The following is a 25,294-nucleotide window of genomic DNA, read 5'->3' as shown; positions in this document are numbered from 1 at the left end:
AGCCCTGTGCCGCGCTGGTAGAATTCAGGCCATCTGGATTTCAAGGCGCGGCCCATGTCAAAGATCGACCATCACCTCTTCTCTGCCCACGAACATGCATTCGAGCGCGAGCCGTGCCCGCAGTGTGGTGCCGAGCTGGTGATCCGTCAGGGCAAGCATGGCCCCTTCCTGGGTTGCTCGGCCTACCCTTCCTGCGACTACATCCGCTCCCTGACCCCCTCAGGTCGCGACATCGAGAAAGTGCTTGATGGCTCGGCCTGCCCGGATTGCGGCCATCCGCTGGCCATCAAGAAGGGGCGATACGGCCTGTTTGTGGGGTGCACCCAGTACCCTGCCTGCCAGCACATCGAATCCCTGCAGGAGAGTGACGACACCCAGATCCTCTGTCCCGAATGTGGCAAGGGTCATCTGGTGAGCCGCACCTCTCGCTACGGCAAGCAATTCTACTCCTGTGACGCCTATCCTCACTGCAAGTATGTGGTGAACGACAAGCCCGTTCCCATGCCTTGTCCCGAGTGTGGCTGGGGCATCATGGTGGAGAAGAAGGTGAGGGGCAGCCTGCGCTGGATCTGCCCGCAAAAGAAATGCTGCCATCAGATGGAGCGGGTATAATCCAGCCGCCATGACCCGGGGGCTGACGAAGGAACCGGTCCGGTTCGCTTCCGCATCACCTTGAGTTGGTCACGTCGGCGGGCTCGGCTTCCGATGTGCGTGCTTTACCCTGTTAAAACGAGGGCAAGCCACCCGACTCCCGGGGCGTCTGATGATGTGTCATGGTACCGCATGTGCTGCAGAGATGATGGCCCAGGGCCGTCATGCCGGTTCAACCAACAATCCAGTGATGAGAGGCGACAGCGCGGCTGTTGCATGTTTTCTATGCCAAACGAACTTGAACAAGCCGTCACCGCCCTTCAAGGAGAAGGGGTGATCGCCTACGCCACCGAGGCCGTGTTTGGCCTGGGATGTGACCCTGATTCCGAGGCTGCGGTGCAGCGCCTGCTGGCCATCAAGCAGCGACCGGTGGAGAAGGGGCTGATCCTGATCGCAGCCGAATTGACGCAGTTGCAGGATTACATCGATCTGGGCCTGCTCAGCGATGAGCAGCTGGCGCGGGTTGAAGCAAGCTGGCCTGGTCCCTTCACCTGGATCATGCCAGCCCGTCCGACGACGCCATCCTGGCTGACCGGTCAGTTCGATACCCTGGCGGTACGCGTCACGGCTCATCCCCAGGTGCAGGCCCTGTGCCGCGCCTTCGGCAAGCCGCTGGTCTCTACCAGTGCCAATCTGACTGGTGAGGAGCCCGCCCGCCGGGTCAGCGACATAGGTGAACTGCTGGCAAGCCAGCTGGCCTATATCCTGCCCGGCGAGGTGGGGGGCCAGGCCAATCCGTCCGAGATCAAGGATGCTCGCACCGGCGCCATCATTCGCCCTTCCTGACCGGTGGCAAGATTTCCATTGGCAGTCTGAGCCTTGAGTTCATGACATCACGATAAGACGGACAGGGCGCTCGCACGCCCGCCTGACCGGAGACAAGATGAGCAAACCGGATGTGGCCCAGGTCAAGGCCTTCCTGCAGCAGTTGCAGGACGAGATCTGCCGTGGCCTGGAGCAGTCTGATGGCGCCGGGCGCTTTGAGGAGGACATATGGCGCCGTGAGGGCGGCGGTGGTGGTCGTACTCGCGTGCTGCGCCACGGTGCCGTGATAGAGCAGGGGGGAGTCAACTTCTCCCACGTTTACGGTGACGCTATGCCGGCGTCGGCCACGGCACACCGCCCCGAACTGGCCGGCCGCAGGTTCGAAGCCATGGGGGTATCGCTGGTGATCCACCCGCACAACCCCTATGTGCCGACCAGCCATGCCAATGTCCGCTTCTTCATCGCAGAGAAAGAGGGCGAAGAGCCCATCTGGTGGTTTGGCGGCGGTTTCGATCTGACGCCCTTCTATCCATTTGCCGAGGATGTGCTGCACTGGCATCAGGTATCCCATGACCTGTGCCAGCCCTTTGGCGAGGGTATCTACCCCGAATTCAAATCCTGGTGCGATCGCTACTTCTTCCTCAAGCATCGCAACGAGACGCGCGGGGTGGGCGGCCTCTTCTTCGACGATCTGAACCGCTGGCCGTTCGATGAGTGCTTTGCCTTCATACGGGCGGTCGGACAGGGGTATCTCGATGCCTATCTGCCCATAGTCGAGCGGCGCAAGGCTCTGCCCTATGGCGAGCGGGAGCGGGAGTTCCAGCTCTACCGCCGCGGCCGCTATGTGGAGTTCAACCTGGTGTATGACAGGGGAACCCTGTTCGGCCTGCAAACCGGGGGGCGTACCGAGTCTATCCTGATGTCGATGCCCCCGCTGGCGCGCTGGGAGTATGATTGGCAGCCGGAGCCAGGGAGTCCGGAGGCGCAGCTTTATACCCATTACCTCGCACCGCGGACCTGGTTGTGACCAGAGGGGCCATCAGGGGCCCTCTTTGCTGGCCGATATTCGGCTTGTTCCCGCATGAGAAAAACCGTTAAATCGGGAGATTGCCCTCTGATGGAATTCTCCGATGGATCGTTATCTGGTTTTTGGCCACCCGGTGCGCCACAGCAAGTCCCCTTTCATTCACACCCTGTTCGCCAGACAGACCCAGCAGGCACTGGAGTATGGGCTGGCCGAACCGGCCGTCGATGAGTTTGCCACGGCCCTGCGCCACTTCTTTGCCCAGGGAGGCAAGGGGTGCAACGTGACGGTTCCCTTCAAGGAGCAGGCATTCGCCCTGGTCGACCGGTTGAGCCCAAGGGCCCAGCGGGCGGGGGCCGTCAACACCATCAAGCTGACCGATGACGGTGTGCTGCTCGGAGATAACACCGACGGTGCCGGGTTGGTGGCCGATCTCAAGTCCCATGGTGTGGCGTTGGACGGGCGCCGGATCCTGCTGCTGGGAGCGGGCGGCGCCGCCCGCGGTGCGCTGGCCCCCCTGCTGGCCGAAAAGCCGGGCGAACTGGTCATCGTCAACCGCACCCATGCCAAGGCAGAGCAATTGGCGGCTGAATTTCATGATCTGGGGCCAGTCAGTGCCCAGCCCTATGAGCAGTTGGCGGGCCGGTTCGACCTCATCATCAACTCGACCTCTGCCAGCCTGCAGGGGGAGTTGCCGCCCCTGGCTCCCGCTCTCATTCACGCCGATATTGCCATCTACGACATGATGTATGGTGCGACGGACACGGCCTTTATCGATTGGGCCAAACGTCAGGGGGCGCGTCAGACCATGGACGGGCTCGGCATGCTGGTGGAGCAGGCTGCCGAAGCCTTCACCGTGTGGCGTGGCATCCGGCCCGGCACCAAGCAGGTATTGAGAGAGCTGAAGCGCAACCTGGGGGTGCTGTAAGCCGGTTTGCCGGGGCGTTGGGACCGCTCTCGAAGCAGCCGGGTCTGGCTGGCAGAGGGGCCCGGCACGGTAGATGCGCAAGAAGGGACTCGCCTGTAGCGAAATGGGGCTCCCATACGGAGCATCTTTAAGCAAAAGACCAGATTGTTTTTATAGAAAAAGCCATTATTAACAATGTCTTATGTCTTCCATCAGCTACTTGTCGTGCCTTTTTCAAGTTTTTTCTCAAAACAGCGGAACTAGTTCGCAATGGTGCTGACTAATTAGATAGTTGAGGAAGTGCTAGCTAGTCACCTTTATAACTCCCCGGTATTCATACTGGGGATTTTTTTATCTGCATGAAAAATATATAGATTTTCCTCAGTTACTTTCCGTGAAACTAAATTACATAAATTACTTTCACTTTCTGCTGCTTTGCTGTACAGTTGTCGGCGTAGGGTACAGAGGTAAGATGTTCTATCTTTCAGACCTTTTATTTCACGTAATTGAATGTGGCTGAATAGCAGCCCCGATGAGTCATCGTCGGGGCGTTTTTTTATGCGTTCTGATTAGAGTAAATGCTTTAGTTTGTGTGGCCTTTTGTTAGAATGAGGGTGTTTCTTGAGGAAAACCAATCGTCTTTGTTCTCGAGAACACGCTTTTTCCCAATTTTTTGAACGCATTTCTTCAGGCCGGTCTCGCTGCTGCGAGACTGGCCTCATTTTTATCCCTTCGAGATATGATTTGGTAATAAACTTTCAGTTTCGTTTGTGACAATCCTATTGTCAGCTTGCTGCGACTGAAAGAATGAAAACGGTGTCAAGGGTGAGAAAAGTTAATTCACTCCGCGCCTTAACTGTCAATGTGATTGATTTTGAGTGATTTTATTGTCATTGGATGCGGCATGGGAGGAAAGCGGGGGGAGAATGGTCTGGGCGGGGTGGCACTGAAAGTCTTTCAATCAGCGGAGGGGGAACTCCGCTCATTGCAGCAAGAGGAGGCGCTGTTTACTCCTCGACCTGATGGTCCTCGTCCGCCTCTGCCGGAGAGGCATCGGCATTGGACTGGTACCAGCCACTCAATGTCTGAGCCAGCTTCTCGACGCCGATATTGGTCAGGGAGGAGAAGGCCTCAACCTGGATCTGCGGACCCAGTTCAGCCACCGCCTGGCGGACCTTGATCACCTGATTGTTGCGGGGGCCCGGGCTCAGCTTGTCGGCCTTGGTCAGCAGCAGCATCACCGGCAGCTCACGGTGCGAACTCCACTCCAGCATGTTCATGTCGGTCTCTTTGAGCGGGTGGCGAATGTCCATCAGGATGACCAGCCCCTTCAAGGACTCCCGGCGTTGCAGATATTCCGCCAGGGATTTTTGCCACTTGAGCTTCATTTCCAGCGGGACTTGCGCATAACCGTAGCCTGGCAGGTCGACCAGGCGTTTGCCCGGCTCCAGCTCGAACAGGTTGATCAGCTGGGTGCGACCCGGTGTCTTACTGGTACGCGCCAGGTTCTTGTGCTTGGTCAAGGTATTCAATGCAGAGGATTTGCCCGCGTTGGAACGCCCGGCAAACGCAATCTCGACACCCCCATCATGTGGCAGGTGGCGGATGTCGGGTGCGCTGGTCACAAAATGCACCTTATTGAAATTCAGAGTTTGTGTATCCAACGTAAATTCCCCATAGAGAGAGAGGGTTATAGAGTTACTTTTTTGTGAAATCGTGTAAAATGGCGTCGCTTAAACGCGTTTATTTTAACATGCCTTCGGCGGCATGGGATCTGGAAGCCTAATAACGAGAAAGTTGGAACGCCATGAAGAACCTAGTCATTACACTTGCTCTGATGGTTGGCGTAACTGGGATAGCACAAGCCAAGGGCGATGCCGCTGCGGGACAAACCAAGGCTGCCGTCTGTGCGGCCTGTCATGGACCGGACGGCAACAGCCCAGTCGACATGTATCCCAAGATTGCTGGTCAGCACGCATCATATATCAAAAAACAATTAGTTGAACTGAAGGCTGCCGCTTCCGGCCAAACTGGCCGGATTGCGCCTGTCATGGGCCCCATGGCGCTGCCGCTGTCCGATCAGGACATGGACGACCTGGCCGCCTACTTCTCCAGCCAGAAGGTCAGCCCGATCGCCGTGCCCGACGAGGTGGTCGCCGCAGGCAAGGCACTCTATATGGGCGGGGACATGAGTCGCGGTCTGGCCGCCTGCACTGCCTGTCATGGGCCGCGCGGTTCCGGCGTCGAGCAGGCCAAGTACCCCAGCCTGTCGGGGCAGCATCCGGCCTATATCAAGGCTCAGCTGGTCGCTTTCCGCTCGGCGAACCGCGACAATGATCCCAACGGCATGATGCGCGATGTGGCCAAGAAGCTGACGGATCAGGATATAGAGGCGCTCTCCAAATATGTGGCAGGGCTGCACTGATAATATTCGGAGTCTATCATCTTGAAAAAGCAGGGAACCACAGGGTTCCCTGTTCTTTTTCTGACTTTTTTCTCACTTCATCAAAGTCGCCAACATTGTTGTAAGAGATCTTCCATTTCCATGGTTGGAAGAGGCTGAAAAAATCTTATGATTTGACTGCGTTATACCTATTTATCAGGTAGTTAATCGTAAAAGTGCCACTTATCTTTATTTGGAAGAGTCTATGGTAGATTGAACCATCAGGTGAAGTTGTTACATTGTGCGCATGGATTGAACGGGCGGACGGGATGCAACCTGCCGCCGGTGCGACAGGATGTCGACTCAGGGCATGCAGGTGATGAGCGAGGCATGCAAAGACCAGGATGGTGACCGCCAGGGATGAGCGGGGTTGCGGGAAGCAGCCACCCCAGTGGGAGGCAGGATGCCACCAGTACGGGTTAGACAATCACACGCACATTCAGGATCGGCCAATAAGGGTCAGGAAGACCCAACGACAGGATGCGCAGCGGTACGCCCAGGGACAAGGCGGTGAGACTTCAGGGATCGGGACTCGCATGACAGGAACAAGGCAGCTTCGGCTGCCTTTTTTCTATTGGGTCATTAACCCGCCAAGGCATTCTGTGTCAAAATACCACCAACATGCCCAGAGGATGCCGACCCTGCGGTGTTCAGCGACCCATGATGGTCGAATTGGTGCGGGATCCCACTCTTGTTCCAGATTTACTGTTCCCCGCCTCAGCATTCTCCCCGGACGACACGCTCCGGGGGTTTTCAATCCAGATATTTGTCGGAGTCATTCATGTCGGCCAAACAACCCACCCGCAAGCCTACCGGCAAGCGCAAAGAATCAGATGCCAGTGCCCAGGAAGGTCGTGAGCGCAAGCGCGCCGCCAAGCGCAAGGGCTTGAAGGCGGGCTCCCGCCAGCAGGTCGAACAGGCAGGCAAGAAGAGTGGCACCAAGCAAGCCAAGGATCCGCGCATCGGTTCCCGCAAGCCCGTCGCCCTCATCGTGGATGAGAAGAGCAGCAAGCCGGTGGCGCCCAAGGCCGTCAAAGAGAAGAAGCTGGTGATGAAGCCCGAGCAGGAACTGGCCTCCATCGAGAACGATGATCGCCTGAATGACCTGCTGGATCGTCTCGATGCCGGTGAAACCCTGGACGCGTCCGAGCAGGCCTGGGTCGACCAGCGCGTCGATCGCTATCAGGCGCTGATGGACGAGCTCGGCATCATAGACACCGACGAAGATGAAGACGGTGACTTCGACGACGTCGAGTATGAGGAATCGAGCGAGCCGGCCTCCGAGGAAGAGCTGTGGGAGCGCTTCACCCAGGTGGACTATCAGCCCGAGCCCAAGCCCGAGCCGAAGAAAAAGTGATGAGTGGATGGATGCTGGCCGCCCTGTTGGGCGGCCTGATTTTGCTGGGGCTGGCTGTCTATGCCGGCACTCTGCTGGCCCGCCTCAAGCGCCAGCACGACGGTCAGCAGCAAGCCATTGCGGCGCGCAACGAGCGCATTCTCGAGAGCGTCAGGGTCATCGCCCACGCGGTGCGGGATGGCCAGTGTGACTACTCCGAAGGCGCCATCCGGCTGACCAACCTGCTGGATGCCTTGCAGATCAAGGGGGGACGCGCCTTTGCCAGCGAGTTCCCCGGTCTGTACGGCCTCTATGACAAGGTCAAGGAGATGCCGACCCACGAGGCGCGGCGTGCCCTCAAGCGCAATGAAGTGATGAAGATGGATCTCGAACGCAGTGGCTACGAGGCCGAGCTGGAGGCGCAGATCCTCCAGGATGTCGCCAGGCTGAAGGATTTCCGGTTAAGCCGCTGAACGGATAACAAAGAAAGGGGAAGCAAGCGTGCAAGCAGAACAGATTGTGTGGGATCAGGCTCTGATCGAGAAATATAACTACAGCGGCCCGCGTTATACCTCCTATCCCACCGCGCTGGAGTTCAACGAGGGCTTCGGCTATCCGGACTTCGTCCAGGCCGCGGGGCAGTATCCGGCGCGCAATCTGTCCCTCTACGTGCACATCCCCTTCTGCCACAAGCTCTGCTACTACTGCGGCTGCAACAAGGTGATCACCCGTCACCAGCACAAGGCCGATCAGTACCTCGACTACCTCGAGCGTGAAATCAAGGCGCAGGCCCCCCTGTTCAAGCACCGTCTGGTGACCCAGCTGCACTGGGGTGGCGGTACGCCCACCTACCTGAACGAACCCCAGACCCGTCGTCTCATGGCCATGCTCCGGGAGCATTTCCATTTCGCCGGGGAGGGGGAGATCAGCATAGAGGTGGATCCGCGCGAGATTGAGCTCTCCATGCTGGACGTGCTGCGTGAGCTTGGCTTCAACCGCATCAGCCTTGGCGTGCAGGACTTCAACAAAGAGGTGCAGGTCGCGGTCAACCGCGAGCAGGACAACGACTTCATCCGCGCCATGCTGGAGCGTGCCCGCGAGCTGGGGTTCCGCTCCACCAACCTGGATCTCATCTACGGCTTGCCGCACCAGAACCGGGAGAGCTTCCATCACACCCTGGAGGAGGTGCTCAAGACCGACCCGGCCCGCCTCTCCATCTTCAACTATGCCCACCTGCCGAGCCGCTTCGCCGCCCAGCACAAGCTGAAAGAGGTGGACATGCCGGCGCCCCGGGAGAAGCTGGCCATGCTGCAGGACACCATCGCCTTCCTCACCGGCCGGGGCTATCAGTTCATCGGCATGGACCACTTCGCCAAGCCGGACGACGAGCTGGCGGTGGCCCAGCGCGAGGGCAAGCTGCACCGCAACTTCCAGGGCTATACCACCCAGGGAGATTGCGATCTGCTGGGGCTGGGGGTCTCCTCCATCAGCATGATCGGCGATGCCTATTCCCAGAACCAGAAAGAGCTCAAGGCCTACTACGCCCAGGTGGAGACCCTTGGTCACGCCCAGTGGAAGGGGTGCTCCCTCAACCGGGATGACCTGATCCGCCGCGAGGTGATCAAGCGCCTCATCTGCGACTTCTCCCTGAACTTCGCCGCCGTCGAGCAGGCCCACGGCCTGGTGTTCAAGGAGTACTTTGCCGAGGATCTCAAACTGTTGCAGACCTTCATCGATGACGGCCTGGTGCGCATGACGGACGAGGGGCTGGAGGTGGTCTCCACCGGCCAGCTGCTGATCCGCAACATCTGCATGTGCTTCGACGTCTACCTGCGCAGCAAGGCGCGTCAGCAGCAGTTCTCCCGGGTGATCTAAGCCGGTCGATGTCGTTGGAAAATAAAAAACCGCCTTTCGGCGGTTTTTTTTATTGGGCGGGTCGGGATTTAGCGGCGGGCGGCGCGGGCGCTCAGCTCGGCCTTCTCGCCATCGCTCAGGAAGGCCAGGGTCAGGCCGTTCTGCTGGGCGGTGCGGATCTCGCCTGGCGTCATGCCGGCGGCCGGTGCGGCCACCTCGTACTCGTGGGGAAGGTCAATGCCTTCGACTGAGGGATCGTCGGTGTTGAGGCAGGCCAGCACACCGGCAGCCAGGAACTGGCGGATGGGGTGCTCGGCGAAGCTCGCCACTGTGGTGGTCTGCAGGTTGGAGGTGAGGCAGGACTCGATGCCGATGCGGTGCTCTGCCAGATAGGCCATCAGAGCCGGGTCCTGGATCGCCTTGACGCCATGACCGATGCGCTCGGCACCGAGATCGCGAATGGCCTGCCACATGCTCTCCGGGCCGGCCGCCTCACCGGCGTGCACCGTCACGCGCATCCCCGCATCCCGCACCCGGCGGAAGTGGTCGGTGAAGAGCTCCCCCGGGAAGCCCAGCTCGTCGCCGGCCAGATCGATGGCAACCAGTTTGTCGCGCAGGGCCAGGCAGGCGTCCAGCTCGGTGCGGCACTGCTCGGTGCCGAAGGTGCGGCTCATGATGCCGATGAGGTTGGTCTTGATGCCGAAGTCGCGGCTGCCGGCGGCCACGCCGTCAACGATGGCTTCCACCACGCCCTGGGGGTGCAGCTTGTGGGTCATCGCCATGTAGGCCGGGCTGAAGCGCAGCTCCGCATAGTCGATGCCGGCGCGCAGCAGATCTTCCACGTTCTCGTAGGCCACCCGGCGGCAGGCGTCGTAGTCGGCCAGCACGGCCACGCCCCAGTCCAGTTTCTTCAGGAAGGCAACCAGACTCGGCTCGTTCTCGACGATCTGCACGTGGGGGCGCAGGGCCTCCAGCTCATCGGCCGGCAGCTGGATGTTGTGCTGACGCCCCAGCTCGAGAATGGTCTGCGGGCGGATGTTGCCATCCAGATGGCGATGCAGGTCGGTCAGGGGGAGGGATCTGTCAATCATGGGGCACCTTCTGCGAGTCGGGTTGGAAAGCCTGCCATTCTAGGCGGGACGCCTGAAAAAGATACCCCGTTTGCAGGCAAACGGGGTCGGATTGGTCAGGCTTTCCCTCAAGGCGTGATGGGAATCGTTTTTCCCGCAGGCTCAGGGAATGTCGAGCTCCTTGAGCTTGCGGGTCAGGGTATTGCGGCCCCAGCCGAGCAGGCGGGCGGCCTCCTGCTTGTGACCGTGGGTGTGATCCAGGGCCGTCTCAAGCATGATCCGTTCGAACTGGGGCATGGCATCCGCCAGGATGTCGGTCTCACCCAGGGCCAGCTTGGCGGCCACCCAGTCCTGCAACTGCTGCTGCCAGCCGCCGGTCAGGGCAGGCTGACCCGGCTCCGCCGTGCTGGTGATGGGCGTCAGCAGCTCGGTGGGCAGGTCGCTCACCAGCACCTCCTGGCCCGAGGCCATCACCGTCAACCAGCGGCAGACGTTCTCCAGCTGGCGCACGTTGCCCGGCCAGGGCAGGCGGCTGATGTAGGCCTGGGTATCCGGGTGCAGACTCTTGGCCTCCACGTTGAGTTCCTTGGCGGCGCGCAGCAGGAAGTGCTGGGCGAGCTGGGGGATGTCTTCCCGCCGCTCCTTGAGGGCGGGGATATGGATGCGGATGACGTTGAGGCGGTGGAACAGGTCTTCCCGAAACTCGCCGTCGGCGACCCGTTTCTCCAGATTCTGGTGGGTGGCGGCGATGATCCGCACGTCCACCTGCACCGGCTGGTGGCCGCCGACCCGGTAGAACTGGCCGTCCGCCAGCACCCGCAGCAACCGGGTCTGCACGTCCAGCGGCATGTCGCCTATCTCGTCGAGAAACAGGGTGCCGCCGTCGGCCTGCTCGAAGCGGCCGTGGCGGATGTTGTTGGCGCCGGTGAAGGCTCCCTTCTCGTGGCCGAACAGCTCGGATTCGATGAGATCCTTGGGGATGGCCGCCATGTTGAGGGCGATGAAGTTCTTGTGGGCCCGGGGGCTGTGCTTGTGCAGGGCGTGGGCGACCAGCTCCTTGCCGGTGCCGCTCTGGCCGTTGATCAGCACCGAGATGCTGGAGCGCGACAGCCGGCCGATGGCGCGGAATACCTCCTGCATGGCGGGGGCTTCACCGATGATCTCGGGGGTGGTGGTGGCCTCCTGCTGGCGTGCCTTGCGCTTGGTGCGCTGCTCCTTGAGGTGGTTCTCGGCACGGCGCACCAGGCTGACCGCCTCGTCGATGTCGAACGGCTTGGGCAGGTATTCGAAGGCGCCGCGCTGGTAGGCGTTGACCGCGGAGTCGAGGTCCGAGTGCGCCGTCATGATGATGATGGGCAGATCGGCCTGGCGGCGGTGGATCTGCTCAAGCAGGCTCAGGCCGTCGATGCCCGGCATGCGGATGTCCGAGAGGATCACGTCCGGCGAACGCACCTCCAGGGAGCTCAGCAGGGCTTCGCCGTCGGCGAAGCTTTCGCATTCGAAGCCTTCGCTGCCAAGGGTGCGCTCCAGAACCCAGCGGATAGAACTGTCGTCATCGACGATCCACACTTTTGCTGTCATGAGGTTCCCTTACTTGCGAAGTGGTAGATAGATGGTGAATTCGGTATGGCCGGGCCAGCTGATGCAGTCGATGCGCCCCTTGTGCTGATCGATCAGATTCTGGGCGATGGAGAGGCCGAGGCCGGTCCCCCCCTCCTTGCCGGTGATCATGGGGTAGAAGAGGGTGTCGCGAATGGCGTCGGGAATGCCGGGGCCGTTGTCGATGATCTTGATCTCGGCCGCCAGGCGGTAGCGCTGGCCGTGGATGGTGATCTGGAAGGCGGTGCGGGTCTTGATGCGGATGAGCCCGGCCTGATCCCCGAGGGCCTCGGCGGCATTGCGCACTATGTTGAGAAACGCCTGCTGCAGCTGATCCGATTCCATCTCGAATTCGGGAATGCTGGGATCGTAGTCCCGTTCGATGCGGATCTGGGGCGGCAGCTCCAGATCCACCAGGCGGCGCACCTGTTCCAGCACGGAGTGGACGTTGTGCATCTGGTGACGCCCGGGCCGCTGGGGGCCGAGCAGGCGATCGACCAGCACCCGCAGGCGATCCGCCTGCTCGATGATGATGCCGGTGTATTCGCGCAGGGCCGGATCCGGCAGCTCCTTCTGCAGCAGCTGGGCCGCCCCGCGCAGGCCGCCGAGGGGATTCTTGATCTCGTGGGCCAGGCCGCGCACCAGCTCCTTCGCCGCCTGTTGCTGGGCGTGCTGCTGCAACTCCTGGCTGATCTTCTTCTGCTGATCGATCTTACGCAGCTCCACCACCATCAATCGCTGCTCGTGATCGGCCATGGGGCTGACGCTGATCTCCACCAGCCTGGGCTCCCCCTCCACCACCAGGGTGACTTCGCTGTCGGTGAAGCCCTGCCCCGAAATGAGGCACTGCTTGAAGCGCTGCAGGTCGAGGGAGATGTGCTCCAGCAGGTGGGGCAGCTCGATCCCGATGAGTCGCCGCTCACTGAGGGAAAGCAGCTGTTCTGCCGCCGGGTTGACGAATTGAATGCAGAGCCGCTCATCCATCAGGATGACGGCGGTCAGCAGGTTGTCCAAGAGTGTCTTGGCGTGATCCATGCGGGTTGGCACAGGTTTCTCCCTAAAACGGTGCTGCACACCTGATATGCACCAATATAGTGCATCAAGTTTACCCGCATCGGTGCGTCACATCACCCTAATCGGCCTTGGGGGTGGCCTTGGGAGCCTGATTCACGGTCGCTCTGTGCAGGTAAAAGGTGGCTGGTTTAGATTTAGCAAGGATCGTACCGTCTTTGGCGAGCAGCTCGAGGCGCGCCTCGTAGGCACCGCGATCGAGGTTTTCCACCCGGATGGCCAGGCTGTTGTGGACTATGGGGACCGCCTTGCCGTTCAGCAGCAGGCGCACGTCGTATTGCGCCGGGGGTTGGGGAGAGACCTGACCCTGGAAGACGATGTTGCCGGTGTTGTCCCTCAGGGTGCTGCCCGGTTCGGGGGAGAGCAGCTCGATCTCCAGGGGGGCGGCTTCCAGGGCCTTCCTGGCGTCGACGCCGGTCAGGCTGTTGAAATCCTCGACCTGGACCGAGTGGGGGGAAGTGCCGATGAGGGGCGAGACCCGCATGTCCACTTCCTTCGCGTTCTTGCCAGGAGGAGGGGCATCGGTGTAGTGGGTCACCCCCTGGGGGTCGACCCAGGAGTAGACTCTGGCCGCCTGAGCGGTGCAGGCGGCCATCAGCAAGAGGCTCAGCATCCAGGGTGCAGTGTTCATCCATCTCTCCTTGACGGGGTTCACCTTAATCCTATCAGAGAAAAAACCATCGGGCCGACAGTCGGTTGTCTGATGACAGCCGTGTTGTCAGGTGGGGATGGCCCCGCCGGGGGACTGCGAGCATCCCGATGGTTTTCCGCCTCCTGAATGAAAAAACCCGCCAAATGGCGGGTTTGTCACTAGGATGCGGATTAGACGGAGTAGTACAGCTCGAACTCCAGCGGGTGCGGAGTCATGCGGACGCGGTCTACGTCGTGTTGCTTCAGCTCCAGGTAGGAGTTGATGAAGTCGTCGCTGAACACGCCACCACGGGTCAGGAACTCGCGGTCTGCGTCCAGGGCGGCCAGCGCCTCGTCCAGGGAACCAGCAACGGTCGGTACTTCGGCAGCCTCTTCCGGCGGCAGGTCGTACAGGTTCTTGTCCATGGCATCGCCCGGATGGATCTTGTTGATGATGCCGTCCAGGCCGGCCATCAGCTGAGCTGCGAAGGCCAGGTAGGGGTTGGCAGCCGGATCCGGGAAGCGTACTTCGATGCGGCGGGCTTTCGGGCTCGGCACAACCGGAATGCGGATGGACGCGGAGCGGTTGCGGGCGGAGTAGGCCAGCATGACCGGGGCTTCATAGCCCGGCACCAGACGCTTGTAGGAGTTGGTGGTCGGGTTGGCGAAGGCGTTGATGGCCTTGGCGTGCTTGATGATGCCGCCGATGTAGTGCAGTGCCATCTCGGACAGACCGCCGTACAGGTCGCCTGCGAACAGGTTGACGCCGTCTTTGGCCAGGGACTGGTGGCAGTGCATGCCGGAGCCGTTGTCACCGAACATGGGTTTCGGCATGAAGGTGACGGTCTTGTTGTAGGCGTGGGCCACGTTGTGGATCACGTACTTCAGAACCTGGACTTCGTCAGCCTTCAGGGTGAGGGTGTTGAAGCGGGTCGCGATCTCGTTCTGACCGGCGGTCGCCACTTCGTGGTGGTGAGCCTCGACGACCTGGCCCATCTCTTCCAGCACCAGACACATGGCGGCACGGATGTCCTGGGAGGAGTCAACCGGTGCAACCGGGAAGTAGCCGCCCTTGACGAAGGGACGGTGACCCTTGTTGCCGTGCTCGTATTCGGTACCCGAGTTCCAGGCAGCTTCTTCGGATTCGATCTTCACGAAGCTGTGGCCCATGGTGTTGGAGAAGGTGATGTTGTCGAACATGAAGAATTCCGGCTCCGGCCCGAACAGCACGGTGTCGGCGATGCCGCTGGACTTCAGGAAATCTTCGGCGCGCTTGGCGATGGAGCGCGGGTCGCGATCATAACCCTGCATGGTGGCAGGCTCGAGCACGTCACAGACGATGTTCAGGGTGGTCTCTTCGGTGAAGGGATCCAGCTTGGCGGAGGCCGCATCCGGCATCAGCACCATGTCAGACTCGTTGATGCCCTTCCAGCCGCCGATGGAGGAGCCATCGAACATCTTGCCGTCTTCGAAGAAGTCTTCGTCGACCTGGTGGGCAGGGATGGATACATGCTGCTCTTTACCCTTGGTGTCGGTAAAACGCAGATCAACAAACTTGACTTCGTGTTCCTGGATCAGGGCCAAAACGTTCTGGGCTGACATGCTAAGTAACCTCCGGTGTTAAAACTCTTTGGGTGAATGCGTCGTCGTATTCACATAAGCCAGTATCGTGCCAAGTTTGTGACAGCTTGATTTCAGGGCACTTGCACCGTTTCAGGCTGTCGGGACACCCGTTCTCAAGCCGGTTGCTGCATTAAAGTGGTGCAACCTTGGATCGTTTTGGTGCACCAGGATGGTGCGCCAGCGTATCCAGGCCATCTAAGCAGGCTTTTGACCCGGGGTCCATGATCCCGATCCCCTGTCGTGCGCGAATGTGTTGCAATTCTGCTAGGCAGATCACAAAGGCGAGAGTACAATTAGCGCCCAATTTTACCCGGTGATTTGAGGCGAGAATGTTAGATAATTTACGCAATATTGCGATTATTGCGCACGTTGACCACGGCAAGACGACGCTGGTTGATAAGCTGCTGCAGCAATCCGGCACCCTGGATCGCACCAGCGAAGGTCAGGAACGGATCATGGACTCCAATGATCTGGAACGGGAACGTGGCATCACCATTCTCGCCAAGAACACCGCGATCCGCTGGAACGACTACCGCATCAACATCGTGGATACCCCGGGTCACGCCGACTTCGGTGGTGAAGTAGAGCGCGTGCTCTCCATGGTCGATTCCGTGCTGCTGCTTGTCGACGCCGTCGACGGCCCGATGCCGCAGACCCGCTTCGTGACCCAGAAGGCGTTCGCCCAGGGTCTGAAGCCCATTGTGGTCATCAACAAGATCGACCGTCCGGGTGCGCGTCCTGACTGGGTAATGGATCAGGTCTTCGATCTGTTCGACAACCTGGGTGCCACCGATGAGCAACTGGACTTCAAGGTTGTTTACGCCTCTGCACTGAACGGTTGGGCCACCCTGGATCAAGACGTCGAGTCCGACAACATGGAACCCCTGTTCCAGGCCATCGTCGACAACGTGGAAGCCCCTGCTGCTGACACCGACGGCGGTTTCCAGATGCAGATCTCCCAGCTGGACTACAACTCCTATGTTGGCGTCATCGGCATCGGTCGCATCACCCGCGGTCGCGTCAAGACCAACCAGCAGGTCACCGTGGTCGGTGCCGACGGCAAGACCCGCAACGGCAAGGTCGGTCAGGTGCTGGGTTACCTGGGCCTGTCCCGTACCGAAGTGGCCGACGCGCAAGCGGGCGACATCATCGCCATCACCGGCCTGGGCGAGCTGAAGATCTCGGACACCATCTGCGACAACGGTGCCGTCGAGGCGCTGCCGCCGCTCTCCGTTGACGAGCCGACCGTGAACATGACCTTCCAGGTCAACACCTCTCCGTTCGCCGGCAAAGAGGGCAAGTTCGTCACCTCCCGCAACATTCTGGAGCGTCTGAACCAGGAGCTGGTCCACAACGTGGCCCTGCGCGTGGAAGAGACCGATGATCCGGACAAGTTCCGCGTCTCCGGCCGTGGTGAGCTGCACCTCTCCATCCTGATCGAAAACATGCGTCGCGAAGGTTACGAGCTGGCGGTATCCCGTCCGGAAGTGATCCTGCGCACCGTGAATGGCGAACTGCAAGAACCGTTCGAAACCGTCACTGTCGACGTGGAAGAAGCGCACCAGGGTTCCGTCATGGAGCAACTGGGTCTGCGTAAGGGCGAGATGACCAACATGACCCCGGATGGCAAGGGTCGTGTCCGTCTGGACTTCATGATCCCGAGCCGTGGCCTGATCGGCTTCCAGACCGAGTTCATGACCTTGACCTCGGGTACCGGCCTGCTGTACCACACCTTCGACCACTACGGTCCGCACAAGGGTGGCAGCATCGGTGAGCGCCAGAACGGCGTGCTGATCTCCAACGCCACCGGCAAGGCCCTGACCTATGCCCTGTTCGGTCTGCAAGACCGCGGTCGTCTGTTCATCGGTCACGCAACCGAGGTGTACGAAGGCCAGGTGATCGGTATCCACTCCCGCTCCAACGATCTGACCGTGAACTGCCTGAAGGGCAAACAGCTGACCAACATGCGTGCCTCCGGCACCGACGAAGCCCAGGTGCTGACTCCGCCGATCCGCATGTCTCTGGAGCAGGCCCTGGAGTTCATCGATAACGACGAGCTGGTGGAAGTGACGCCGAAGAGCATCCGTATCCGCAAGAAGCTGCTGACCGAGCTGGATCGCAAGCGCGCCGGTCGTGCTTGATCCGCTGCATCAGCGATAGAAGGAGGCCTGCGGGCCTCTTTTTTTATGGCCAAAAGGCGGGAACAGGGCTGCCCCACGCCCGGGCTGGACTTCCCCGGCCGGTGCTCGGGTGGTCAAATGGCCACCCTATCTGACACAATGTCTGCATGACGACGCTTACGAGAATCAAGATGCAGCAGCAGATCCGTGGCCGCCTGGCCCACTTCCTCTCCTTCTTGCGCCACGATGGTGCCCACTTCGCCCAGTTCGTCTGGGGCCGCTTCCAGCAGGACAGGCTGACGGTCACCGCGGGCTACCTGGCCTATGTCACCCTGCTCTCCCTGGTGCCCATGATCGCCGTGGTGTTCGGCATGATGTCGGCCTTTCCGGTGTTCCAGAGCCTGAAGCAGGGGATGGAGCAGTTCGTCTACCACAACTTCGTGCCCACCGCCGGGGAGATGCTCAAGGAGTACATCGACGGCTTCGTGGCCAACGCCACCAACACCACGGCGGTCGGCATCGGCGCCCTGATCGTGGTGGCGCTCATGCTCATCTCGGCCATCGACAAGAACCTCAACTACATCTGGCGATCGACCCGGAGCCGGCCCCTGGCCCAGGCGTTCGCCATGTACTGGATGATCCTGACCCTGGGCCCCGTGCTCATCGGTGCCAGCCTCGCCATCTCCTCCTATATCCTCTCCCTCAAGTTGTTCGCCGCGGACAGCCTGTTCGGCATCGGTTACCTGCTGCTGCGCAGCCTGCCGTTCCTCTTCTCCGTGCTCACCTTCCTGCTGATCTATACCGTGGTGCCGAACTGCCGGGTGCGGCTGACCCACGCCTTCATCGGCGCCCTGGTTGCGGCCTCCCTGTTCGAGTTGGCCAAACGTGGCTTCGCCATCTATATCACCAACTTCCCCTCCTACCAGGCCATCTATGGTGCCCTGGCAACCATCCCCATCCTGTTCGTCTGGGTCTATCTGAGCTGGCTGGTGGTGTTGCTGGGGGCCGAGACCACCGCCTGCCTCGGTGAATACGAGAAGCCGGGCGCAGAGGAGCTGGGCTGATCCCATCGCTTATTGCTAACATCTACGACCGCCTTCGGGCGGTCGTGCGTTTCTGACAAGACAAAGGAGTTGCGGGTGATTGCACTGATTCAGCGGGTCAGCGAGGCCAGCGTGACGGTAGAAGGAGAGGTGACCGGGGCCATAGGCCAGGGTCTGCTGGTGCTGCTCGGGGTGGAGCAGGGGGATGACGAGGCCAAGGCCGACAAGCTGCTGCACAAGGTGAGCGGTTATCGCATCTTTTCCGACGAGCAGGGCAAGATGAACCTCAACCTGGGGCAGGTTGGGGGCAGCCTGCTGGTGGTCTCCCAGTTCACCCTGGCGGCGGACACCCAGAAGGGGATGAGGCCCAGCTTCTCCGGCGGGGCGCACCCGAGCGAGGCCGAGCGGCTCTACGACTACTTCGTGGCCCGGGCCAGGGAAGGGGGCGTACCGACCGAGACCGGCCGCTTCGCCGCCGACATGAAGGTGAGGCTGCTCAACGACGGGCCCGTGACCTTCTGGCTGCAGGTCTAGGGCCAATACTGACGGCTCGCAGACCGGCGTTACGCCTGCTGGCGGGTGGCGTGCAGGATGACGTTGCGATAGCCGGGCACCCCGTGGGCCGTGGTGGGGCCTATCCACTCCCGCGCCAGTTTCAGCGCCTGGTCCTGCTCCAGTCGGGTGCGCGGCAGCAGGTTGACGATGAGGGTGCCGCACAGGCGCTGGGCCAGCGCCCGATAGAGCGGGGTCTGGAACAGCAGCAGGGGGTTGCCGTCCTGGCTGAACAGGTCCAGCAGCACCAGATCGTACTGCTCCCGGCTTTCCAGCAGGAAGTGCAGTGCATCGGCATGGTGCAGCCGTGGCGTGCCTCCCGTCGGGGGCAGGAAAAACTGCTGGAACAGGGTGAGGATCTCGTCGTCCAGATCCACGCAGTCATGGCGAGCCTCGGGCCAGCGTGCCGCCAGATGGCGGGTGAGATCCCCCCCGCCCAGCCCCAGCTCCAGGATCCGGCCTGCCCGCTCCGGCAGGCGTTCGGCGATGCTCCTCTGATGGGGCAGGCAGAGGTGCGATGGCTGGCTGAGGCTCATGGCGGATTGCACCACGCCGTCCAGTTCCAGCCAGCGATGGCGGGCATTTTCCAGGACACAGAGGCGACGTGCGGGTTTGACACTGAGGTGCAACAAGTGATCGGCTTGGTACGCTTGTAGATTGAAGTCCATGAATTTGCACGGCAAGATGGCTTTCGACCAGTGTAACTCAAGGATGTCGCTATGTACCGGGTGGTCACCCCCCAAACGCCAGCGGAGCTGGATGCCTATTATCAGTTGCGCGGGGAGGCATTGGTGCGCAAGCCCTTCAATCTGTCCGTCGGCGCACACTCAAGGATCGCCTTATGTACCGGGTAGTCACTCCTCAAACAGCAGCCGAGCTGGATGCCTATTGTCAGTTGCGCTGGGAGGCATTGGTGCGCAAGCCCTTCAATCTGTCCGTCGGCGCACACTCAAGGATCGCTTTATGTACCGGGTAGTCACTCCTCAAACAGCAGCCGAGCTGGATGCCTATTACCAGTTGCGCTGGGAACTGCTGCGCAAGCCCTTCAACCTGCCCGTGGGCTCCGAGCGTGACGAATACGACAGCGTTGCCATTCACCGGCTGATGCTCACCGAGGATGGCACCCCCATCGCCGTGGGCCGGCTCTTCGTCGGTGGCGACGAGGCCCAGATCCGCTTCATGGCGCTGCGCCCCGAGTACCGCGGTCAGGGGCTGGGAGCCCGCATGGTGGAGGATCTAGAGCAGCTGGCCCGCGACGAGAAGGTGAAGCGGCTGGTGATGAACGCCCGCCAGGAGGCGGTGGAGTTCTATCGCAAGTGCGGATTTCTCGAAGTGGGGGAAGGCCCTGTCTCCTTCGGCCGCATTCCCCACCGCCAGATGATCAAGTCCCTGAGCCCGCTGCAGACCATCCAGTATCGCCCGGAGTGGTGCCAGGACCTCACCACCCGCTGGTCGCGGGGCATTCCCATCAGCGAGAAGATGGGGGTGCACATCACCCACTACGACGGCCAGACCTTCCACCTCAAGGCGAACCTGGCGGCCAACCTCAACGTCCACGACACCATGTTCGCCGGCAGCATCTACAGCCAGTGCGTGCTGGCGGGCTGGGGCCTCATCTGGTTGCAGCTCAAGGAAGCCGGCCTGGGGGGCGATACCGTGTTGGCCGAGGGTAACATCAAATACTACAGACCCGTGAGCGAGGAGCCTGAGGCCAGGGTGGCCCGGGAGGGGATGCCTGCCGTGCTCGAACCGCTGAGGAGCGGGGAGTCCGCCAAGTTCAGCCTGCGGGTCCAGCTGTTCAGCGGTCGCAAGCTGGCGGTGGAATTCGTCGGGCAGTACGTGGTGCTGCCCATCAAGCGCGGCGGGCGCTGATCCCGCGCGCGCTCTACCACAAGGCCTCATCGCGAGGCCTTGTTCGTTATTGGGATGCAGTGGTGGGGGCCGGCGCCTGCGGTCGCCAGAGCGGGCCGCTGCGCCCCTGTGCCGGGTAGCGCACGCCAGCCTCCCAGCCGCAGGCCTCCTGCCCGGTAGGGAACTGCCACTCCAGGCCGGGATCCGCGAGGGGGCCGCGCCAGCGGGCCAGCAGCTCGGCGCAGCGCCGCTTGTTCAGGACCCCGAGGTCCAGCTGCCACTGGTCGGCGGCGAGATCGACGCCCCCCTGCAGCGCCAGCAGGTGGGTGATGGTGGAGGCGCCGCCCCGCTCGATCCGCACCTTGCCCTGCTTCGCCCTGGCGTCCAGCCTGATGTGATAGAAGGGGGTGTCTCCCCGCTGCATCGCCTGCCACAGCGCCTGCGGCGTCAGGGCGGGGGGGGCCTGCTCCTTGAACCAGGCATCCAGCAGGGGGTCGATGCCGACCCTGTCCCAGAAGGGATCCCTGCTCTCCAGGCTCAGGCTGCCCTGGAGAGTCCGGCGCCAGTTGGCCACCTCCTCGCCGGGTTGCCCGTTGAGGTCGGCCTGCAGCTGTGCCGCCAGATCCACCTTGCCCGCGAGCGACACAGGGGCGTGCAGCAGCTTGCCCCACAGCTCCAGATCCAGCTGCTTGCCCTGCAGTTGCAGGCGGCTCTCCTGGCCGGGCGCCTTGCTCCACTGGCCACTGAGGCTGAGGGAACCCTCGTTCGGCAGGCTGCTGGTCAGCTTGTTGAGCTGCCAGGCGCCGGGGGTCAGCTCGCCATCCAGCTCGCCGTTGCGGGCGCTGAGGCCGCCCCACACCAGCTCGAACCACTTGCTCTCGACCCTGGCTCGCCCCAGCAGGGGAGCCGGCTGATTGCCCCGCAGGGCGAGGTCGTTCAGATAGAACTGCCAGCCGGTCAGGGAGAGGGGCAGGGCATCGTCGAAGGAGAGCACCTTGAGCCTGTCGAAGGCCAGCTTGCGCACGTCGATCTGCTGCGGCCGCCAGCCCTGCCAATCCTGCCACCAACCGTCCGGCAGGCTGATGTCCATGCCGCTCAGCGTCAGCTCCTTGAGCGTCAGCTTCTGCTGCTGGGGATCGAGGGCGAGATCCAGGCTGAACTCCCCCTCATAGGCCTTGCCCCTCAGCTCGGCATCGAGCTGTCGGGGCGAGAAGGCGAGCTTGCCCTCGATGGCTTCCAGCTGAAACAGGCCTCGCCCCAGATCCCCCAGGGTGCCGGCGAGATAGCCGCTCGTGCGACTGCCCGCCTGCCAGTCGAAGGCGGTGAGCTGGCCGTTGAAGTTGTTGAGGGAGAGCTCCTGCTCGATGGCATTGATGCTGACCTGGGCAAGCTGGCCCCTGTCCAGGGTGATGCGGTTCAGGGGGAACTCACCCGGCGGGATGTCACCGAGCTCGACTCGCATGGCGCTTGCCTTGAGATCGTGCAGTTGCAGGCTGCGCTCTGGCCAGTTCAGCACCATGCCGGTTTCGAGCAGGCCGTCGAACAGGTTGGCGCTCAGCCTGTCCGTGCTCAGCACCTGCCCCTCCAGTCGCCCCTTGAGGCTGAGACGGGCCAGGGTGAACCTGGACGTCTCCAGCTGGTTGATGCCCAGGGTCAGGTTGACCTGGGGCTGGCGTCTCGGATCGATCAGCTCCCAATCGCTCAGGGTGGCGCTCAGGCCGCGCAGGGTCAGGGCCTCGCTCTGCAGGTTCAGGTTGTCTATGGTGCTGTCGGCGATGGTGAGGGAGTGTACCGGCAGCGTCGGCAACTGGTTCGGGAGTGGCAGCTTGATGGCGGGACGGATGAGGTCCAGGTGGGCGATGCGCACGTCCCGGTTCAGCCAGTCGATGCTCTCTACCTCCAGATAGATCTTCTCCAGCTGCACCGCATCCCCGTAGCGCACCTGCTCCGCCAGCAGGGTGTAGGGGTGCAGGGGATTGAACACCAGCCGGCCTATGCTGACAGGCACGCCGGTCTGCCGGCTGAGCCAGTCGGCGATGGGCCCCTTGGCGCGTTCGGCGTCGAACAGGCCGAGACCGACCCAGACGAAGAGCAGCAGGAAGGCGAGGGTGTAGAGCAGGCCGCGCAGCCAGGAATTCATAAGCGCTTTCCTCCTGTATTGGTTGAGTGATCAGGCGTTGGCAGCGTGATCCCGCAGGTCAGGCATTGGAGTAGTGGTCTCGCAGGCCCAGCCAGCGGCGGATCAAGGGCTCGACATGCGCCGGGTGCTTGTCCATCAGGAAGCGTGCCATCTTCTGCACCTGAGGGATGAGCGGCTGGTCGCGCACTAGGTCGGCGATCTTGAGGTCGGCGAGGCCGGTCTGGCGGGTACCGAGCAATTCCCCCGGGCCGCGCAGCTCCAGATCCCGCTGGGCGATCAGGAAGCCGTCGTTGGTCTCCCGCAGCACCCCGAGCCGGCTCTGGGCCGTCTTGGAGAGCGGCGCGTGGTAGAGCAGCACGCAGTGGGAGGCCACGGACCCCCGCCCGACCCGGCCGCGCAGCTGATGCAGCTGGGCCAGCCCCAGCCGCTCCGGGTTCTCGATGATCATCAGGCTGGCATTGGGCACATCCACCCCCACCTCGATGACGGTGGTGGCGACCAGCAGTTGCAGTATGCCCGCCTTGAACTCCTCCATCACCCGCTGTTTCTCGACCGGCCGCATCCGGCCGTGCACCAGGCCGATGTGCAGACCGGGCAGCAGGGTTTGCAGCTCGGCGGCGGTGTCCTCGGCGGCCTGGCACTCCAGCACCTCGGACTCCTCGATCAGGGTACAGACCCAGTAGGCCTGCTTGCCCTCCTCGCAGGCAAGCCTGACCCGTTCGATCACGTCTCCCCGGCGACTGTCCGGCAGGGCGACCGTGGTGATGGGGGTGCGCCCCGGCGGCAGCTCGTCGATGACCGAGGTGTCGAGGTCCGCATAGGCGGTCATCGCCAGGGTGCGGGGGATGGGGGTGGCGGTCATGATGAGCTGGTGGGGGTGGACGCCTTCACGCTCCCCCTTTTCCCGCAGGGCGAGGCGCTGGTGCACCCCGAACCTGTGCTGCTCGTCGATGATGACCAGGGCCAGGCGCTGGAACACCACCTGCTCCTGGAAGATGGCATGGGTGCCCACCACCATCTTGACGCTGCCATCGGCGATGGCGGCCAGTGCCTCCTCCCGCGCCTTGCCCTTCTGCTTGCCTGCCAGCCAGCCGACCTGGATGCCGAGCGGCTCCAGCCACCTGGCGAAGTTGATGGCGTGCTGCTCGGCCAGCAGCTCGGTCGGCGCCATCAACCCCACCTGGCAGCCGTTGCCGATGGCCTGCAGCGCCGCCAATGCCGCCACCAGGGTCTTGCCGGAGCCCACATCCCCCTGCACCAGCCGCATCATGGGGTGGCTCTGCTGCAGATCCCGGCTGATTTCGGCCACCACCCGGCTCTGGGCACCGGTGGGGCTGAACGGCAGGGCGCCGAGCAGCTGCTCCACCAGGGCGGGGGCCGGCTTGAGGGCGCGGGCCAGCTGGGTCTGTGCCTGAGCGCGCACCTTGAGGACCGAGAGGTTGTGGGCCAGCAGCTCCTCCAGCACCAGCCGCTGCTGGGCCGGGTGCTGGCCGCTCTCCAGCAGGGCCAGCGCCACCGAGGGGGGCGGGCGGTGCAGCAGTTTCAGGGCGGCGGCGAGATCGATCTGCTGGGGATAGAGGCCGGCGGGCAGCAGCTCTTCGACGCCATGGAGATCGAGCTGGGCCAGGGCTTGATCCGTGAGGCTGCGCAGGGTGAGCTGGCGCAGCCCCTCCGTGGTCGGGTAGACGGGGGTGAGGGCCTCTTCGGTCTGGCCGGCCTGCTCCTCGCCGAGCAGCTTGTACTCGGGGTGGGCCATCTCCAGTCCGTACTTGCCGGGACGGGCCTCGCCGAAGCAGCGGATCAACCGGCCGGGGGCCAGGCTGTTCTTCTGGGCGGCGGTGAAATTGAAGAAGCGCAGGGTCAGGCTGCCGGTGCCGTCGCCGATGCGGCAGACCAGCATGCGGCGGCGCCCCATCACCAGCTGGGTGTCCTGGATCTCGCCCTCGACCGCGCCGTGCAGGCCGGGCGGCAGATCGCCGATGGGCCACACCTGGGTGCGGTCCTCGTAGCGCAGGGGGAGGTGGAACAGCAGATCCTGCACCGTGGCCAGCCCGAGTCGCTCGAGCTTCTCCTGCATCTTGCTGCCGACACCCTTGAGGCTGTCGAGGGAGATTTTATCCAATTTCATCAATTAGATGCCCGGAAACACTGTAAATATGTCCAGATGATAGGGGCTGTTGCGGCCCTGATGCAAGCCGAGTCGCTGCGGGCTGGGTCGCCAAAGCGGGGAAAATAGCGGATACAACAAAGGCCTGCCGAAAACGGGAGGCCTTTGTTGGCGCTGGAGAAAAATCAGATGAGGTGTGTGTAAATGTGACTTTTTAAAAGAACTACGCCTTTTCAATTTGGTACAGCAACTCTACTAAATTCACAGCACTGACATCATCCCAGCGAAGGTAGCTTGGCAGAGAACTTGTGCCTGAATCTGCGCCAAGAACTTGCTGGCATATCTGCTTATGATCCGCAGATGCTGAAACCCAAACTTTTCCACCTTGCTGACAAAAGTATGTTGAGCCTTTAAGCCCATCTTTTTGAATCCGTTTTTTCCATGTATCAACATCTTGGGTTGAGATGATTAATGACATATATCCCTCTTGTACAACAACAATGGGTTA

General features: G+C 61.9%; 22 protein-coding genes and 2 pseudogenes. 14 read left to right on the top strand and 10 right to left on the bottom strand.

Annotation, left to right across the window (positions count from 1 at the left end):
* Window positions 1–54: 54 nt before the first annotated feature.
* From I6L39_RS05595 to aroE, 4 genes are all read left to right on the top strand, one after another.
* The gene (locus I6L39_RS05595; protein ID WP_042078377.1) at window positions 55–612 is read left to right on the top strand and encodes a type I DNA topoisomerase; all 558 of its coding nucleotides are present in this window, start codon (window positions 55–57) and stop codon (window positions 610–612) included.
* Between the two features lie 264 nt (window positions 613–876).
* On the top strand, window positions 877–1,437 hold the full coding sequence (locus I6L39_RS05590) for a Sua5/YciO/YrdC/YwlC family protein (protein WP_042078378.1): 561 nt from the start codon (window positions 877–879) through the stop codon (window positions 1,435–1,437).
* A 97-nt stretch (window positions 1,438–1,534) separates the two neighbouring features.
* The gene (gene hemF / locus I6L39_RS05585; protein ID WP_042078379.1) at window positions 1,535–2,443 is read left to right on the top strand and encodes an oxygen-dependent coproporphyrinogen oxidase; all 909 of its coding nucleotides are present in this window, start codon (window positions 1,535–1,537) and stop codon (window positions 2,441–2,443) included.
* A gap of 103 nt (window positions 2,444–2,546) precedes the next feature.
* Window positions 2,547–3,368: a shikimate dehydrogenase gene (gene aroE, locus I6L39_RS05580; protein ID WP_042078380.1), complete on the top strand. Its 822-nt coding sequence runs from the start codon at window positions 2,547–2,549 to the stop codon at window positions 3,366–3,368.
* A 986-nt stretch (window positions 3,369–4,354) separates the two neighbouring features.
* Here aroE and yihA read toward each other — a convergent pair.
* On the bottom strand, window positions 4,355–5,011 hold the full coding sequence (gene yihA / locus I6L39_RS05575; protein WP_216991261.1) for a ribosome biogenesis GTP-binding protein YihA/YsxC: 657 nt from the start codon (window positions 5,009–5,011) through the stop codon (window positions 4,355–4,357).
* Window positions 5,012–5,154: 143 nt separating this feature from the next.
* On the opposite strand from yihA, the gene I6L39_RS05570 reads away from it, so the two are divergent.
* From I6L39_RS05570 to hemN, 4 genes are all read left to right on the top strand, one after another.
* Window positions 5,155–5,772 (top strand): cytochrome c, encoded by a 618-nt coding sequence (locus I6L39_RS05570; RefSeq protein WP_216991260.1) that lies wholly within the window; start codon window positions 5,155–5,157, stop codon window positions 5,770–5,772.
* A gap of 799 nt (window positions 5,773–6,571) precedes the next feature.
* On the top strand, window positions 6,572–7,147 hold the full coding sequence (gene yihI, locus I6L39_RS05565; RefSeq protein ID WP_216991259.1) for a Der GTPase-activating protein YihI: 576 nt from the start codon (window positions 6,572–6,574) through the stop codon (window positions 7,145–7,147).
* 11 nt (window positions 7,148–7,158) lie between these two features.
* Window positions 7,159–7,599: a DUF2489 domain-containing protein gene (locus I6L39_RS05560; RefSeq protein ID WP_209794892.1), complete on the top strand. Its 441-nt coding sequence runs from the start codon at window positions 7,159–7,161 to the stop codon at window positions 7,597–7,599.
* 28 nt (window positions 7,600–7,627) lie between these two features.
* A complete protein-coding gene (hemN, locus tag I6L39_RS05555) occupies window positions 7,628–9,001 on the top strand; it encodes an oxygen-independent coproporphyrinogen III oxidase (RefSeq protein WP_216991258.1) in 1,374 nt (457 codons plus the stop codon).
* 68 nt (window positions 9,002–9,069) lie between these two features.
* On the opposite strand, the gene add is transcribed toward hemN, so the two are convergent.
* The 5 genes from add to glnA form a co-directional block, all read right to left on the bottom strand.
* A complete protein-coding gene (gene add / locus I6L39_RS05550; protein WP_216991257.1) occupies window positions 9,070–10,071 on the bottom strand; it encodes an adenosine deaminase in 1,002 nt (333 codons plus the stop codon).
* A gap of 141 nt (window positions 10,072–10,212) precedes the next feature.
* The gene (gene glnG / locus I6L39_RS05545) at window positions 10,213–11,631 is read right to left on the bottom strand and encodes a nitrogen regulation protein NR(I) (protein WP_042078390.1); all 1,419 of its coding nucleotides are present in this window, start codon (window positions 11,629–11,631) and stop codon (window positions 10,213–10,215) included.
* Between the two features lie 9 nt (window positions 11,632–11,640).
* Entirely contained in the window at window positions 11,641–12,696 is a 1,056-nt protein-coding gene (gene glnL, locus I6L39_RS05540; protein WP_042078391.1) for a nitrogen regulation protein NR(II), read from the bottom strand.
* An 85-nt stretch (window positions 12,697–12,781) separates the two neighbouring features.
* Entirely contained in the window at window positions 12,782–13,351 is a 570-nt protein-coding gene (locus tag I6L39_RS05535) for a DUF4124 domain-containing protein (RefSeq protein WP_042078392.1), read from the bottom strand.
* A gap of 191 nt (window positions 13,352–13,542) precedes the next feature.
* Window positions 13,543–14,952: a glutamate--ammonia ligase gene (glnA, locus tag I6L39_RS05530; protein WP_042078393.1), complete on the bottom strand. Its 1,410-nt coding sequence runs from the start codon at window positions 14,950–14,952 to the stop codon at window positions 13,543–13,545.
* A gap of 350 nt (window positions 14,953–15,302) precedes the next feature.
* On the opposite strand from glnA, the gene typA reads away from it, so the two are divergent.
* The 3 genes from typA to dtd all read left to right on the top strand — a co-directional run bounded on the left by typA (window position 15,303) and on the right by dtd (window position 18,670).
* Window positions 15,303–17,114 (top strand): translational GTPase TypA, encoded by a 1,812-nt coding sequence (gene typA / locus I6L39_RS05525; RefSeq protein WP_216991256.1) that lies wholly within the window; start codon window positions 15,303–15,305, stop codon window positions 17,112–17,114.
* Window positions 17,115–17,284: 170 nt separating this feature from the next.
* The gene (locus I6L39_RS05520; RefSeq protein ID WP_042078396.1) at window positions 17,285–18,157 is read left to right on the top strand and encodes a virulence factor BrkB family protein; all 873 of its coding nucleotides are present in this window, start codon (window positions 17,285–17,287) and stop codon (window positions 18,155–18,157) included.
* A 75-nt stretch (window positions 18,158–18,232) separates the two neighbouring features.
* Entirely contained in the window at window positions 18,233–18,670 is a 438-nt protein-coding gene (gene dtd, locus I6L39_RS05515; protein WP_216991255.1) for a D-aminoacyl-tRNA deacylase, read from the top strand.
* A gap of 29 nt (window positions 18,671–18,699) precedes the next feature.
* Here the strand turns inward: dtd and I6L39_RS05510 are convergent, their stop codons facing one another.
* Window positions 18,700–19,356, bottom strand: a complete 657-nt coding sequence (locus tag I6L39_RS05510; protein WP_216991254.1) for a spermidine synthase — start codon at window positions 19,354–19,356, stop codon at window positions 18,700–18,702.
* A 51-nt stretch (window positions 19,357–19,407) separates the two neighbouring features.
* Between I6L39_RS05510 and I6L39_RS20375 the strand changes: the two are divergent.
* From I6L39_RS20375 to I6L39_RS05505, 3 genes and pseudogenes are all read left to right on the top strand, one after another.
* A pseudogene (locus I6L39_RS20375) lies at window positions 19,408–19,512 on the top strand (GNAT family N-acetyltransferase); the annotation flags it as partial.
* Between the two features lie 17 nt (window positions 19,513–19,529).
* Window positions 19,530–19,634 (top strand): annotated as a pseudogene (locus I6L39_RS20240) (GNAT family N-acetyltransferase); the annotation flags it as partial.
* Window positions 19,635–19,651: 17 nt separating this feature from the next.
* On the top strand, window positions 19,652–20,560 hold the full coding sequence (locus I6L39_RS05505; RefSeq protein ID WP_042078399.1) for a bifunctional GNAT family N-acetyltransferase/hotdog fold thioesterase: 909 nt from the start codon (window positions 19,652–19,654) through the stop codon (window positions 20,558–20,560).
* A 46-nt stretch (window positions 20,561–20,606) separates the two neighbouring features.
* Here I6L39_RS05505 and I6L39_RS05500 read toward each other — a convergent pair whose 3' ends face one another.
* From I6L39_RS05500 to I6L39_RS05490, 3 genes are all read right to left on the bottom strand, one after another.
* Complete coding sequence (locus tag I6L39_RS05500; protein WP_216991253.1) at window positions 20,607–22,679, bottom strand: AsmA-like C-terminal region-containing protein; 2,073 nt, start codon at window positions 22,677–22,679, stop codon at window positions 20,607–20,609.
* Window positions 22,680–22,737: 58 nt separating this feature from the next.
* The gene (recG, locus tag I6L39_RS05495) at window positions 22,738–24,807 is read right to left on the bottom strand and encodes an ATP-dependent DNA helicase RecG (RefSeq protein WP_216991252.1); all 2,070 of its coding nucleotides are present in this window, start codon (window positions 24,805–24,807) and stop codon (window positions 22,738–22,740) included.
* 202 nt (window positions 24,808–25,009) lie between these two features.
* Window positions 25,010–25,264, bottom strand: coding sequence for a hypothetical protein (locus I6L39_RS05490; RefSeq protein ID WP_133164115.1), 255 nt, complete (start codon window positions 25,262–25,264; stop codon window positions 25,010–25,012).
* Window positions 25,265–25,294 lie beyond the last annotated feature (30 nt).

The sequence above is a fragment of the Aeromonas sp. FDAARGOS 1409 genome, assembly GCF_019048705.1.
GTDB lineage: Bacteria > Pseudomonadota > Gammaproteobacteria > Enterobacterales > Aeromonadaceae > Aeromonas > Aeromonas sanarellii.
The sequence above is the reverse complement of the archived record's forward strand: the minus strand, read 5'-3'. Positions and strand labels throughout refer to the sequence as shown.